The sequence below is a fragment of the Cohnella sp. genome (genome assembly GCF_041641335.1).
GTDB lineage: Bacteria > Bacillota > Bacilli > Paenibacillales > Paenibacillaceae > Cohnella.
This window is the reverse complement of record NZ_JBEPYQ010000022.1, coordinates 12,081-26,612: the sequence shown is the minus strand read 5'-3', so window position 1 is coordinate 26,612 and position 14,532 is coordinate 12,081. Positions and strand designations below refer to the sequence as shown.

The 14,532-nt window shown below is 55.9% G+C and carries 12 protein-coding genes; 9 read left to right on the top strand and 3 right to left on the bottom strand.

The window, feature by feature from the left end; genetic code table 11:
- Positions 1-77: 77 nt before the first annotated feature.
- Genes allB through ACESLM_RS09400 form a run of 5 tightly spaced genes read left to right on the top strand, consistent with a single transcriptional unit; the run spans position 78 to position 6,168 of the window.
- Positions 78-1,493: an allantoinase AllB gene (gene allB / locus ACESLM_RS09420; protein ID WP_372631309.1), complete on the top strand. Its 1,416-nt coding sequence runs from the start codon at positions 78-80 to the stop codon at positions 1,491-1,493.
- 12 nt (positions 1,494-1,505) lie between these two features.
- Positions 1,506-2,753: a M20 family metallo-hydrolase gene (locus ACESLM_RS09415; protein ID WP_372631308.1), complete on the top strand. Its 1,248-nt coding sequence runs from the start codon at positions 1,506-1,508 to the stop codon at positions 2,751-2,753.
- On the top strand, positions 2,750-3,994 hold the full coding sequence (locus tag ACESLM_RS09410; RefSeq protein WP_372631307.1) for a pyridoxal-phosphate-dependent aminotransferase family protein: 1,245 nt from the start codon (positions 2,750-2,752) through the stop codon (positions 3,992-3,994). Before ACESLM_RS09415 ends, ACESLM_RS09410 begins: the two co-directional genes overlap by 4 nt.
- The gene (gene ggt / locus ACESLM_RS09405; protein WP_372631306.1) at positions 3,987-5,585 is read left to right on the top strand and encodes a gamma-glutamyltransferase; all 1,599 of its coding nucleotides are present in this window, start codon (positions 3,987-3,989) and stop codon (positions 5,583-5,585) included. The genes ACESLM_RS09410 and ggt overlap by 8 nt, the downstream gene beginning before the upstream one ends.
- Before the next feature lie 28 nt (positions 5,586-5,613).
- Positions 5,614-6,168 (top strand): chromate transporter, encoded by a 555-nt coding sequence (locus ACESLM_RS09400; RefSeq protein ID WP_372631305.1) that lies wholly within the window; start codon positions 5,614-5,616, stop codon positions 6,166-6,168.
- A gap of 103 nt (positions 6,169-6,271) precedes the next feature.
- Here ACESLM_RS09400 and codA read toward each other — a convergent pair whose 3' ends face one another.
- The 3 genes from codA to ACESLM_RS09385 form a co-directional block, all read right to left on the bottom strand.
- Positions 6,272-7,588, bottom strand: coding sequence for a cytosine deaminase (codA, locus tag ACESLM_RS09395; protein WP_372631304.1), 1,317 nt, complete (start codon positions 7,586-7,588; stop codon positions 6,272-6,274).
- 3 nt (positions 7,589-7,591) lie between these two features.
- Complete coding sequence (locus ACESLM_RS09390) at positions 7,592-8,704, bottom strand: ABC transporter substrate-binding protein (RefSeq protein ID WP_372631303.1); 1,113 nt, start codon at positions 8,702-8,704, stop codon at positions 7,592-7,594.
- A 158-nt stretch (positions 8,705-8,862) separates the two neighbouring features.
- Positions 8,863-10,455: a PucR family transcriptional regulator gene (locus ACESLM_RS09385; protein WP_372631302.1), complete on the bottom strand. Its 1,593-nt coding sequence runs from the start codon at positions 10,453-10,455 to the stop codon at positions 8,863-8,865.
- Positions 10,456-10,719: 264 nt separating this feature from the next.
- Here ACESLM_RS09385 and ACESLM_RS09380 point away from each other — a divergent pair, with 264 nt between their 5' ends.
- From ACESLM_RS09380 to ACESLM_RS09365, 4 genes are all read left to right on the top strand, one after another.
- On the top strand, positions 10,720-11,532 hold the full coding sequence (locus ACESLM_RS09380; protein ID WP_372631301.1) for an ABC transporter ATP-binding protein: 813 nt from the start codon (positions 10,720-10,722) through the stop codon (positions 11,530-11,532).
- A gap of 3 nt (positions 11,533-11,535) precedes the next feature.
- On the top strand, positions 11,536-12,348 hold the full coding sequence (locus ACESLM_RS09375) for an ABC transporter permease (protein WP_372631300.1): 813 nt from the start codon (positions 11,536-11,538) through the stop codon (positions 12,346-12,348).
- Positions 12,348-13,253: an ABC transporter permease gene (locus ACESLM_RS09370; protein ID WP_372631298.1), complete on the top strand. Its 906-nt coding sequence runs from the start codon at positions 12,348-12,350 to the stop codon at positions 13,251-13,253. Before ACESLM_RS09375 ends, ACESLM_RS09370 begins: the two co-directional genes overlap by 1 nt.
- Before the next feature lie 122 nt (positions 13,254-13,375).
- Complete coding sequence (locus ACESLM_RS09365) at positions 13,376-14,458, top strand: ABC transporter substrate-binding protein (protein WP_372631297.1); 1,083 nt, start codon at positions 13,376-13,378, stop codon at positions 14,456-14,458.
- Positions 14,459-14,532: the final 74 nt, after the last annotated feature.

The window sequence follows — 14,532 nt, the reverse complement described above, 5'->3', positions numbered from 1 at the left end:
GTCATAGAAGGCACGTCAGACCTTGGGCGTTCGTCTAAGGTCTGACGTATTTCTCGTCCCTATAAGGAGGAACGCAAATGAGTGAACAGCGGATGGACGTCATCGTCTCCGGTGGAAACGTGGTGCTTCGGGACCAGGTTTGTTCCGTGGACATCGGAATCAAGGATGGAAGAATCGCGATGATTGCTCCGCGTTTGGCGGGGGGAGCCGGCAAAGTAATCGATGCTTCGGGTAAACACGTATTCGCCGGGGTCGTCGACGCTCACGTGCACTTGAACGAACCGGGACTTGGGGAGTGGGAGGGCTTCGTTACCGGAACGACATCGCTCGCTGCCGGAGGCTGCACCTCATGTATCGACATGCCGCTGAACGGCATGCCGCCAACGGTAAACGCAGCATCGCTAGAGCTGAAGCTCGAAGCGGCTCGCATGAGCGGCGCGCTCATTGATTTCGCGATCTGGGGCGGGCTAGTACCGGGTAACGTCGGCGAACTGGAGGCATTGGCCCGGGCGGGAGTCGCGGGATTCAAGGCGTTCATGTCTTCCCCGGGCGATACCGGTGAGGGTGCTTTCCGGAACGTGGACGATCATACCTTATTCGAAGGCATGCTCAAGATCGCTTCACTCGGACACGTATTGGCGCTTCACGCGGAGAGCGAGCCGATCGTATCGAAGCTTGCGGAAGCCAAGCTTTCGGCAGGCGAAGTAACGATGAGGGATTATCTCGATTCCCGTCCTCCGCAGGCCGAGCTCGAAGCAGTCAAGCTCGCTTTGGATATGGCGGCTCGCACCGGATGCAAGCTGCACATCGTCCACGTCAGCACGCCGGAAGCGGTGGATCTCATCAGCGAAGCCAAGAGATCGGGGCAGGACGTCACGGTCGAGACTTGTCCGCATTACCTGGCTTTTATCGATGAAGACGTCATTCGCATCGGAGCGAACGCGAAGTGTTCGCCGCCGATCCGGACGGAGAGGGAGCGAGAAGCGCTCTGGCGGAGGCTGGCTAACGGAGACATCGACTTCGTAGCCTCCGACCACTCGCCTTGTCCGCCCTCCATGAAGCGGTCGGACAGCGATAATTATTTTGAGGTGTGGGGCGGAATATCGGGTGCGCAAAGCACCCTTGAGCTCATGGTAAGCGAGGGCTGGAAGAAACGAGGAATCCCGCTGCCGGCATTATCTCGGGCGATGTCGGCCGCGCCGGCAGAGCGATTCGGCTTACGAGATCGCAAAGGGGCTATCGAGATCGGCTTGGACGCGGATTTAGCTATTGTCGATCTTGAAGCTTCCTATGTCTTAACGGCAGAACATTTGAAATATCGTCACCCTTATAGCGCTTATGAAAACTTTGAATTCGGCTGCCGGGTCGAAACCACACTGCTCAGGGGGGGAATCGTATACGACAGGAAGTCCGCGAAAAGCGGATTGGAAGCGGAGCAACGGACGAGAGGCCTTCGGCTTTGGCCGGGGCCATCGACTACCCGAACAGGGTAAGGGGGAATCGGAATGGAAGCAAGCGACGTTGGAGCGGACGTTACGAAGCTATTGGAAGAGTTGTCCCGCTTTGGCAAAGACCCGGATGGCGGAGTTACCCGGCTTCTATATGATTCGGCATGGAAGAAAGCCCAACGATTCGTCGCCAGCGCTATGCACGACGCGGGTTTGGAAGTGACTTTCGACGAAATCGGCAACGTATACGGCAAGCTGGCGGGAGCGGATGAAGCGGCGCCGTCCATCTTAACCGGTTCGCATATTGATACGGTACGAAGCGGAGGACATTATGATGGCGCGCTTGGCGTCGCTGCGGGCATTGCCGCTCTGTCCCGGCTGAAGACGAAATACGGGATCCCCCGCCGGTCGCTGGAAGTCGTATCCTTCTGCGAGGAGGAAGGGAGCCGATTTCCGCTCGCTTATTGGGGATCGGGCAACGTAACCGGAAGCAAAGACTTTGAAGGCGCACTGGACGCGAGAGATTCGGAGGGAATCACCCTTCGCGAGGCGATGTTCGAAGCGGGGTTCGATCCGGAATCGTTCCGGCAGAGCAAGCGCCGCGACATCGGGGCGTTCGTAGAGCTTCACATCGAGCAAGGAGAGGTTCTGCATCGCGGCGGATACGATATCGGCATCGTGGGCGCTATCTTCGGCCAGCGGCGTTATCTCGTGGAGGTTCATGGCCGCTCCGGCCATGCGGGAACAACGCCAATGGACATTCGCGAAGACGCATTGGCCGCGTGTGCGGAGATGATAGTATGGATGCGTCGGACGGCAAGGGAAACGGGAGACGGTCTTGTCGCGACGGTCGGCAAGCTGGAAGTGACGCCTAACGTCGCTAACGTCATTCCGGGGATAGTACGGTTCACGCTTGATATACGGCATTCCGATGAGAGGGCGCTTGACGGATTCTGTGAGCTGACGATCAGAGCATTCTCCCTTATCGCCAAGGAGATGGGTGTCTTGGTTACAGCCGATTGCTGGTTATCCGAACTTCCATCGCCCATGAACGATGAATTGAGCAAAGCGATCTCGAACGTGTGCGATCACATTGGCTTATCGAAGCTGCCGATCAGCAGCGGCGCCGGGCACGACGCCGGGTTGTTCGCAAACGTCTGTCCGACGGCGATGATCTTCGTCCCAAGCCGGGACGGCATCAGCCACTCGCCAGAAGAGTATACCTCTCCGGAGCAAATGGCGTGCGGGACGGAAGTGCTGACGGAATTATTATATACATTAGCCTACTTGGAGGAAGCGACATGAAGAAATACGCGGATTTATCTCCTTCACCCCGAATTATCATGACGCCCGGACCTGTCGAGGTCGATCCGCGCGTCTCAAGAGCGCTCTCGTATCCCGTTCTTGGACAATTCGATCCTGAATTCACGGCTCTGATGAACGAAACGATGGAGATGCTGCGAGACTTGTTCCGAACTGACAATCACTGGGCTTATCCGGTTGACGGAACGTCTCGGGCGGGAATCGAGGCAGTTCTTACAGGTATTATCGAGCCGGGAGAGCGGGTGCTCGTTCCCATCTTCGGACGATTCGGATATTTGCTTGCAGAGATCGCCGAACGTTGCGGCGCTGAAGTCGTTACGATCGGAACGGATTGGGGCACTGTGTTCTTGCCCGAGGATATTATCGCGGCCATTGATCGGGAGAAGCCTGGCATCGTTGCTATTGTTCATGGGGAGACGTCGACGGGCAGGCTTCAGCCGTTAGCCGAAATCGGTCACGCTTGCCGGGAAAGGGATATTCTTCTCGTCGTCGACGCGGTTGCAACAATAGGAGGAGTACCCGTCGAGACCGATGGCTGGAAGCTCGACGCTGTTATCGGCGGCACCCAGAAGTGCTTGTCCATTCCGTCCGGCATGTCACCCATCACTTACAACGATCGAATAGAGACCCGTCTCTTGAAACGGAAAAGAATCGAGAGAGGAATCAGACCTGAAGGTGCGATGGAAGAAGAACCGGGATCGTTCATCCGAAGCAATTACTTGGACCTTGCCCAACTCCAGGATTATTGGAGTCCCCATAGGTTGAACCATCACACCGAAGCGACGGCTATGCTTTACGGGCTGCGCGAAGGGCTAAGGCTTGTATTGGAAGAAGGGCTGGAGGATCGATTCGCCCGTCACCGGCTTCACGAGCGCGCGTTGGTCGCTGGGCTCGAAGCGATGGGGCTTGCGCTCTACGGAGACGATTCTTGCAAAATGCCTGTCGTAACCTGCGTCTCCATTCCCGCCGGAGTGGATGGAGAAGCGGTGCGCAGCCAATTGCTAGAGGATTTCGGCATCGAGATCGCGAGCTCCTTCGGTCCGCTCAAGGGACTGATTTGGCGAATCGGTACGATGGGATACAGCTGCCGTAAATCCAATGTGCTGTTAACGTTAGCGGCGCTTGAGGCCGTATTGTCTATGTATGGAGCGGCAATCGCGGCGGGAAATTCGGTTCGCTCGGCGGTTGAAGTCTATCGGAGAGGAGCGGGACAGGATGAATAACGTGATGCCAAAAGCGTACCGCTCTATGGTTACGTCTCCGCATTATTTGGCCAGCCAGGTCGGAAGCGCCTTGCTGGAGCGAGGCGGGAATGCCATTGACGCGGCCGTCGCCATCAGCGCCGCGCTTGCTGTCGTCTATCCCCACATGACGGGAATCGGCGGCGATAGCTTTTTCTTGATTTACTCGGCTAAAGAAGGCAAGGTTGTCGGACTAAACGGTACCGGCCGGGCGGCGCTAGCCGCACAACCCGAAAAGTCACTCCGGGAATGTGGAGGACGGCTTCCTGATCGCGGAGTTCGGAGCGCCCTGACCGTTCCCGGAATGGTCGACTCCTGGTGGGAAGTATGGTCCAAGTACGGCAAGCTGACTTGGGAGGAGCTGCTCCGGCCAGCTCTGGAATACGCGGCGATCGGTTTTCCGATTTCGCGAGACCTTCACGCATGGATGAAACGGGATGAAGCGCTGCTTAGGGCGGATCCCGTCTTGCGAGAGTTGTATATGGATTCGCTGACGAACGCGATAAAGCCCGAAGGGGCAAAGCTCGTTCAACCCGGATTGGCTCAATCCCTCCGAATTCTGGTCAACGAAGGCCGCGAGGCTTTTTACCGAGGGGCGCTCATGCGCGAGATCGTCGATGCGGTCCGCAAAGACGGGGGAATTCTTGACGAAGAGGATTTCGCATCACACCATAGCGATTGGGTGGAGCCGTTATCGGTCGACTACCGTGGCAAGACGATCTATCAGATGCCTCCGAATTCTCAAGGGTTTTCCCTTTTGATGATGTTAAATATGTTAGAAACGATGAATCTGCAAGGCGTGGATCGGAAGTCGGCCGATTTCTATCATTTGGTCACGGAAGTGATCAAGCGTGCATTTCGCTACCGGGACGCTTACCTAAGCGATCCGGAATTCGTCCAGATCCCGATAGCGCATCTTCTGAGCAAGGAGCTAGCGAACAAATTGGCTGCCGAGATCGATTCTCCTGCCAAGATGGCGAGTTCGTTCGAATCCGTACCGAGCGGACAGGATACGGCCTATGCAGCGGTCATTGACGAGGAAGGAAACGCGGTTTCCTTCATTCAGAGCCTCTATTACGACTTCGGCTCCGCTTACGTCGCGGGTAAAACTGGAATTATTTTGCAGAATAGGGGCTCTTACTTCTCCTTGGACGACGCGCATCCTAACGTGCTCGCTCCCGGGAAGAGAACGTTTCATACGCTCATGCCTGGAATGGCGCTCATGGACGGCAAGCCTTGCTTGCTGATGGGCACACAAGGAGGAGAAGGCCAGCCTCAAACCCAGTTATCGCTTATTACCGGAGTATTGGATTATGGATATACGATTCAAGAGGCGATTGGACTGCCGCGCTGGGTTTATGGCCGAACGTGGGGTGAAGAAAGCGACACGCTGAAAATAGAGAATCGCGATTTGGGGAAAGAAACCGGGCGTCTCGAGGAATGGGGCCACGAAGTGGAATTGGTCGGCCCCTGGGATGGAGTTATGGGTCAAGCTCAAGGGATACAGATCGACGACGGAGTGATCAGCGGAGCGGCCGACCCAAGAGGAGACGGGCTCGCAATAGGCAGATAGACTCGCAGAGGAAGAGGGGAGACATCTTATGTTGAAGGATATGTTTGATTTGTTCATCGCATTCGGCAGATCTACGATGTTCGGATACGGAGGGGGTCCTGCCATTATTCCGTTCTATCAGAATGAAGTGGTGAACCGCTATGGCTGGATGAATACGGAGGAGTTTGGACAAGCGCTGGCGTTCGGGAATACGCTGCCAGGACCGATCGCGACCAAGCTCGCGGCTTATATCGGCTATAAGATAGCGGGTTGGGGGGGCGCATTCGCAGCGTTGACGGCGGTCGTTCTGCCTACGGCACTGCTCATGGTGCTTCTCGTTGGGGTCATGTCGAAGCTTCAGACGAACACTTACATTAAAGGCATGATAAGAGGCGTGCAACCGGTCATCTTCGTTATGCTGGCGATGCTGGCGTACGATTTCGCGAAGTACGCATTTAACCGCGGAGAGGGAGCTTTCCCGTTCTTGCCGTTCGCGCTCGCGGCCGCTTTCTTCATCTCCGTGCAATATTTCAAGCTTAACGCAGTGTGGGGGATTGCGTCATCTCTTGTCATCGGCGCAATGTTCATGCGGAGCGGAGTATAGTACGTACGCGGCATATCCTATCCAACGCCCTGACCGGATTAATCGATCCTCCCGGAGTCAGCAGCCAATCAGCGACAGGTTGTCGCAGATTGGCTATGACAAGTCACAGATACCCGATGGGATGAGATTGGGGATCGCCCGATCTTCCAACATAGAGCGAAGTTTCAGCCGGATTCGTAGAGGCGATTAATTTCCCGCGGTACACGACATACCGCGTTACGGGCATCCGACGCATCAACTCCCACGGGTCTTGGCCGTCAACGATGATGAAATTGGCCGGTCTCCCTTCCTCGATCCCGTACCCTTCCATGATGTCCAAGGATCTGGCCCCGCCTTCCGTGACCATTTGAACGCCGAGCGGAATTTCCCGGTTTCCCGTCATATGCCCGACATGAAGAGCCATGTTGGCTGCATGAAGCATGTTGCCGCTGCCCAAAGGATACCACGGATCCATAATACAGTCCGTCCCAAGACTGACGTTCAGCCCTGCTTCTAACAGTTCCTTGATCCGCGTCATTCCCCGTCGCTTCGGATAGGGGTCGAATCTCCCCTGCAAATGGGTGTTGACGAGCGGGTTGGCCACAAAGTTGATTTCAGAGAGCTGAAGCAGATTCATCAACTTGGAGACATAGGCATTGCTGTAGGAATGCATGGCGGTCGTATGGCTGGCCGTGACCCGGCCCTTTAACCCGGTTCGATAAGCCAAGGCGGCAAGCATTTCCACGAAACGGGAATGCTCATCGTCGATTTCGTCGCAATGCACATCGATTAATCTGTCATACTTCTGGGCCAACTCGAAGAGGATGTGCAGCGATTGGATTCCGTCCTCCCGCGTAAATTCATAATGAGGAATCGCTCCAACCGCATCCGCCCCCAGCTTTAAGGACTCCTCCAACAGTTCGGCGCCTTTAGGATAAGAGCAAATGCCCATTTGAGGAAAAGCGACGATCTGCACATTCACCCAGGAGCGCACTTCATTCTTTAACGCCAGCAAGGACTTGAGGGCCGTCAATTGCGGGTCGCAAATGTCCACGTGGGTCCTGACATGAAGCACGCCTTGACCGGCCAACCCTTGAAGAGCCCGCAAGGCCCGCTGCCGGACATCCTCTTCCGTCAAGTACGGTTTGCGCTCCGACCAAATTTGGATGCCCTCGAATAAGGTTCCGCTTTCGTTCCAACGCGGTTCTCCTGCCGTTAATACCGCATCCAAATGGATGTGGGATTCCACATAGGGAGGAAGCAGCAGCAGTCCCTCCGCATGAATCTGCTCTTCGCAACGCCCGGTCGCAAAGGCTTCGTCGCCTTCCGCGATTGAGTCGGGTGTTTCCTCTTGAATGGACGCGATTTTTCCGTCGCGCACCGCGACCCGGTACAACCCATTGCGGTTTAACAAACGCGCATTCCTAACCATGAGCTCCATCCATTACGTCCCCTTCGACGCTTTTTCAACTATAACGTTCGTGTACGCTGTGGAAACGTCGGCCGGATTTTTGATCACACCGAATTTCAAAGCGATATCAGCCGTCAGTTGGAACCGCTCTTGATTGGTGAAGCCGATCTGCTCTGCGGGCAACTCTTCAGGCTGAATCAGTCTGGCCACTTCCTGCATCATCGTCAACTGATGCTCGCGAGAGGAGCTTCCTTCTTCCACGGTCTTCATGACGATGTCCACGGCGCCATCCTGATTCGCAATAGCATCTTTCCATCCTTTCAACGTAGCGCGCACGAACTTGACGGCGGTCTCCTCGTTATTCGCGAGCCATTCCTTGTTGACGAACAGGTTGTCGTGAAGCATGCCGACGCCCAATTCGTCGAGATTGAAGACGTTCAGGTCCTCCGGCTTATAGCCATTTTCCAGCAGCACGTGGTACTCGTTATAAATCATGGCGGTAGCCACGTCCAAATCGCCGTTCATAAACTGATCCATCGTGAAGCCTTGTTTCGTAAAATTCAAATCCTTCATGGGATCGAGCCCGTATTTGGACAATAACGCCAGGACCTCGTATTCGTTTCCGCCCATCCAATTCCCGACTTTCTTGCCTGCGAACTTCTCCGGGCTGTCGATCCCCGATGCTTTTTTGGATACGAGGACCATGCTGGTGTCCTGGAAAATTTGCCCGATCTGAACCAGCGGCACCCCTTGTTCGATGTGGGACAACAAGCTTCCAACCAAGTTGACGCCGAATTGGGCGGTTCCATTGGCCACTTGCTGCTCCGGCACAATATCCGGACCGCCGGCTAGAATTTCCACTCCCAGCCCTTCCTCTAGGTAATATCCTTTTTCTTTGGCGACGTAGAAGCCGGCAAACTCCGCTTGAGGCACCCAGCTTAACTGGATTTTGATGGGGACCGGTTCACCTGAAGAAGCTGTCGTTGCTGCGCTCTCTGCCGAAGAAGCGGAGCTTGCTTCGGGCGACGCGACGCTGTTGGATGGCTTACCGGTGGATTCCCCTCCGCAGCCTGCCAGCAATAAGAAAACAAGACTCATTGCACCTAAACCCAGTAGTCCTTTTCCAAACGCATGTCTAGGTATCATTTCCCTTCCTCCTCGTATCCTTTGATCTCTACTCGCCATTGTCAGATAACTTAACGGCTTTGGTTATAATATAGAACATGAGGAGGCGTTTTTGGATTTACAAGTTGATTCGGTTATGGGGCGTACGGGTTGACAATGTGTCCAATCCGGCCGAACGGTTAGCGATTTTGCATCATCTTCAAATACTCATGAGCGTAAACGGCCAGTTCGACGCAAAATCGCTTTTCCGGAGACATGAAATCATCGCCGAGCAGCTCGGAGATCTTGTCCAATCTGGAGTAAAGCGACTGCCTGGAAATATAAAGGGCTTTTGCCGTCTCTCTTTTTGCCCCGTTTAACATCAAATACATCTTCAGCGTGCATAAGAGCGGTTCTCTTCTTTCGCGATCCAGACCGGCAACGGGACCTATATAATCTTCAATCAGGTTATCGAGGAGCTGGTCGCTTTTTCTTAAGTTGAAGATCACGCGATAAAGATGGAGCTGATTATAAAACGGCATCGGTAGCGGGCCGATTTCTTTTTGCATGGAAATGGTATCCAATGCGGAATTTAGGCTTTTCTTAATCGAGGAAAGCTCGTTAACGGGCTGCCCTGCGCCGAACAGCAGCGAGAAGAGAGGGAGGTATTGGTTATCCGCTTGCCTCAAACGGGAGACGGCTCTGGCTAGGCCGGAATGGATCTCCTTGCGCTTCTGCAGATCAAGAAGGATATAGACCAGTTGTTGGTTTAATAGGGTCGGTATTAAATAAAATCCTTCTTGTTCAAACAGGGCGCGGGCCATCATGTTTTTATGTAAATACATCCTTTCGAAATCGGGTGAATGGATAAGGTCGCGGTTTAATTCAAAGACGATGACCGATTGAAGTCCGGATGAATACGCCGGCTTCAAAGACCATACGTATTGCTTGATTTCCCGTTCTTCATAGAGGCCGTTCAGCCAATCGTGAACCCATTGATTCTGTTTGTACATTTGCCTTTCTTCCCAATAGAACGTGCGCATGAGCTCCTGGGCCACCGCTGCGGCGCACCGGTCCAACGCCAGAATGTCATATGAATCGAGCGGTTCATCCGACCAACTGATCAATTCTCCCAAGGTATGTTGAAGGACAATGATAGATTTAGACGCGAATCGGTGAGAAGGTTCTTGGGTCGCAGTAACATTCTGAATGATGTGTCGCTGTTCACGATCGGACATAGGGGGGAGGAACAGAGGTTTGCCTTCCAGCGGAACATAAGCAACGGGTTTATGGGTTGCCTGGTGATAGAGGACAAGCAAAGGGGACAGGCCGTTGGCTGTCAAAAGCAGCTCGTTGAAACGAGTGGACAGCTCCTCCAGCTCGGTTACTTTTTTACGCTGTTGATTAATAATCCAGCTGTGGATATCGCGCGTAATATCGATGTACCGGATATTGTGATGAATGAGTATCAAGGGGAAGTCGGATTGAGCGGCAAGCTGGATCATCGCTTCGGGGAGGTGAGAGACGACTCTTCCAAGTTCGATGCATAGACCGGATGCATTGCAAACCATGACTTGTTGTAAAAAGGAGATGCCGAGCTCCTCATCGTCTTTCCAGATCAGTCCGGTGGTTAAGATCAATTCGTTGCCATTGAGCAAATGCCCGACATGAGTGACCTCCAGGATATGGACCCACTCGACTGTGCGGCTTAGAGCCTTATCGCTGGCATGCACGGTGGAGCCCTGAAAATAGGGGCGCTCCAGAATGTCTCGAACCGTAAGGGAACTGACCATATCAAAGCACTCCTTAAAGAGGTTGTTCAAAGAAAACCGGACTTTTTGAACTCGCACTTGAAGACTGTGAAGTAGTTCATGAGCGACTTGAAAAATGAAGCTAGCCTTATTGTACCGTTAGTGGGGTGCGTCAGTACCGGACACATTGACGGAAACGGCGCTTATTCGTTTGACGTTCTGTCTAATGAACCGGCTTGAGCGGACGTGTACGATGTTAGAAAAGCGAACGTGAAGCTTCCGCGATGCGAAGGAGGACTGGTTCTGATGGAGATGACGGCTATAAACGAAGAGGATGTCCAGGTCTCCGAGGTTGCCGTACCCGAGATCGAGCTGAAGGATGTGGAGATGCGGTATCGGACGGACACGTCCGAGGTGCTTGCGCTGCAGCGGGTGTCGCTGAGCATCGCCAAAGGAGAATTCGTCTCTTTGCTCGGCCCGTCGGGCTGCGGAAAGACGACGCTGCTCCGGATCATGGCCGAGCTGCAGCAGCCGTCGGAGGGCGACGTTCGCGTCGCCGGCGGAACGGCAAGAGACGCGCGACTGGCGCGGAAATACGGTATCGTGTTTCAAAATCCGGTGCTCTACGATTGGCGAAAGGTGAAGGCGAACATCGCGCTGCCGCTTGAAATGATGGGCTATTCGAGAGCCGAACGGAACCGACGGGCGGAGGAGCTGCTCGCCTTGGTCGGGCTCGAAGGGTTCGGGGACAAATACCCGTGGCAACTGAGCGGCGGCATGCAGCAGCGGGTGGCGATCGCGAGGGCGCTGTCGATGGAGCCGGAAATACTGCTCATGGACGAACCTTTTTCCGCGCTGGACGAATTCACGCGCGAGCGGCTGAATGAGGAACTGCTTGCCATCTGGACCAAGACAGGCAACACGGTCGTGTTCGTGACCCACAGCATTTCCGAAGCGGTATTCTTGTCCGACCGGGTATTCGTTCTGTCTCCGCATCCCGGCCGGTTGTCTGCGGTCGCAGACATTCCGCTGCCGCGTCCCCGGACGAAGGAGATGCGGAACGATCCTGCGTTCTTCCGATTGGTCGCAGACATTCGGAACCGCTTCGAAGGGGTGTAGCGGATGAAGGAGCGAAGCTTAGGGGCGCGGGGCCGGTTCGTTCCGGCGCTCGCTTGGGCGCTTGTCCTCCTCGCGGCTTGGGAGGCGGGGTCGTGGTGGCTGCTGGAGGTAGCGAACGTGCCGCTCGCGCAGTCGAAGCTGCCATACGTCCATAAGATAGCGGAAACGTTCGGCGAATATGGCGGCGTCTTGCTCCGGGAAGGCAAAGCGACGCTCGGCAACGCCGTGCTCGGCTTCGCGATCGGGGCAGCCGCGGGGGCGTTGTTAGCGGTATTGATGAGCTTGTCCAAGTGGGTGGAAAATATGGCGTTTCCGTACGCCGTCGCCTCGCAAATGGTGCCGATCTTGGGGCTTGCCCCGATTCTGTACGGCATCGTGCGCGACGAACAGGCGTCGCGCATCCTGATCGCAGGGTATATTACCTTTTTTCCGGTGGCGATCAACATGCTGAGAGGACTGCGAAGCGTCACTCCGTCCTCGCTCGAGCTGATGCGTTCCTACGCGGCGAAGACGTGGCACGTTTATTGGAAGCTTCGGCTTCCGGCTTCGCTTCCCGCATTGTTCGCTGGCTTGAAGGTTGCAGCGCCGCTGGCGGTGACGGGCGCGATTCTCGTCGAGCTGATGGGCGCACAGCATGGCATCGGCGTCATCATGCTTCGCAATTTGTATTACGGACCGTCGCATGCGTACATGTTCTGGTCAACAGTCGTCGTAGGGGCGGCGCTCGGCATCATCTTGTACGCGGTCATGAGCGCGGCCGAACGGATCGCGGCTCCGTGGCAGCCCGAATTCCGCAACAAAGGAGGCGGTCGCTGATGGAGGCGGAAACGCATAAGGCTGTTATTCCGACTAGGACGGTCGATCGAATGCCGCAACAGGACGGCGCTCCCGAAGCCAGTCCGAACTCGCTCCCGGGCGGACCGTTCGGAGAAGTTCCGCCGACGTTATCGTTCGCATTCGCGAAGGCGGCGCGGATCGGCTTGCCGCTGCTGGCGGGCGCGTTGTTCCTGCTATTGTGGCAGCGGCAAGTTTTTCACCGGTTATTCGATCTCCGTACGTACCAGCTGCCGCTGCCTTCGGCTATCGTACAGGCCATTCGCGACAACGCGGCGTTGCTGCTCGAATACGCGCGATACACGTTGACCGAGGCGGTCGGCGGCATGCTGATCGGCTCCGCGGCGGGGTTCGTCGTCGCGCTCGTCGCAACGGCTTGGCCGAGATGGGGCTCCGGCGGACTGCTAGCGGCCGCCGCCCTTAACGCGGTGCCGATCGTAGCTCTCGCGCCGATCATGAACCTGTGGTTCGGCGACGCCATGGGCTCGCGGATGGCCATCGTCGCAGCGACGACGATGGCGGCGATGGCGATCAACGCCTCCAAGGGCATGCGGATGGTCGATCCGCTCGCGCTCGACCTGATGCGCTCGTATGCCGCGAGTGAACGCCAGGTGTTTCGTTACCTTCGCGTCGCGAACAGCCTGCCCTTGATATTCGCGGCGCTGAAGATCAATGCGACGGCCGGTATGATCGGCGCGATCGTCGGCGAGTTTTTCTTCTCCTCGCGCGGTCTCGGCTATCTGCTCTCCAACTCGATCAAAGTGGCGAAAATGCCGCTCGGCTGGGCGTGCATCGTCGTCGCCGCGTCTGCCGGCGTCCTCTTCTACCTTGTCGTGGAGCGGCTCGAAAAGCTGTTCATCCGCTGGCATCCGTCAGCCCGCGATTGACCTTGTGACAGCCGGCCGAAGCGGCAACCTCGTGGAGCCGCGAAGCCGATCGCATATACCTGCATGCTTTGGAACCGTACTGGGCGTTGCTATTCTACACAGAAAAGGGAGAGAGCGAAGCTATGAAGGGAAAAAGCCGTATCGTCCGTCATTTAACGCTTGCCATTGCCATGCTGTTCGTCGCCGTCCTTGCCGCTTGCGGCAATAACAACGACGAGTCGTCCGCATCGCCGTCCTCGCCGGCGATGTCCGGCAGTCCGAGTCCGTCTGCGTCCGCCGAGCCGATCCAGGTCAAGCTTCAATTGAAATGGGTGCCGCAAGCTCAGTTCGCCGGCTATCACGTTGCGCTCGACAAGGGGTACTACAAGGAGGAAGGACTGGACGTCGAAATCTTGCCCGGCGGTCCGGACATCGTGCCGGAGCAGCAGGTCGCCAGCGGCGCAGCCGACATCGGGGTGGATTGGGTAGCGAGCTTGCTCGCGCATCAGGAGCAGGGGTTGCCGCTCGTCGAAATTTCGCAAATGTTCCAGAAGAGCGGTCTCGTGCTCGTCTCGAAAAAATCGGCGGGCATTAACGGTCCGGCCGACTTGAAAGGCAAGAAGGTCGGCAACTGGATGGGCGGCAACGAGTTCGAAATTCTTGCGCTGTTCGATAAGTATAAGCTCGATTCGAACAAGGATCTGAACTTCGCGAAGCAGGGCTTTACGATGGACCAGTTCCTCGGCGGCGAGCTCGACGCGGCGTCGGCAATGACGTACAACGAGTACCAGGTCGTGCTAGAATCGGGCGTTCCGGCCGCAGAAGTCAATGTCATCGACATGAACGAGGAAGGAGTGGCAATGCTCGAGGACAACTTGTTCGCGAACAAGGATTGGCTCGCGAAGAACAAGGAAACGGCCGCCAAGTTCGTCAAGGCGTCGATCAAAGGGTGGAAGGACGCCGTCGAGAACAAGGAAGCCGCCGTCGACATCGTCATGAAGAAAGCGGAAGGCGGAAGCACGACGAGAGACCATCAGTTGAAAATGATGGAGGAGGTCGCGAAGCTCGTGCTGCCGGAAGGGTTCGACGCCGCGAAGATCGGCCATATTGACGACGCTTCTTTCAAGCAGACGGCCGATATCGCCTTCAAGTTCGGCGTTATTAAGGAGGAGGCTGACCTGACGGCGGCTTACACGCACGAGATCGTCGAGATGGCTATGAAATAAGAGGTTAGAAGGCGCGACGGATGGCTTCCGCATATTCGGGAGTCGTCCGTTCCCGCAAGGAGAGGTGCTGAGAA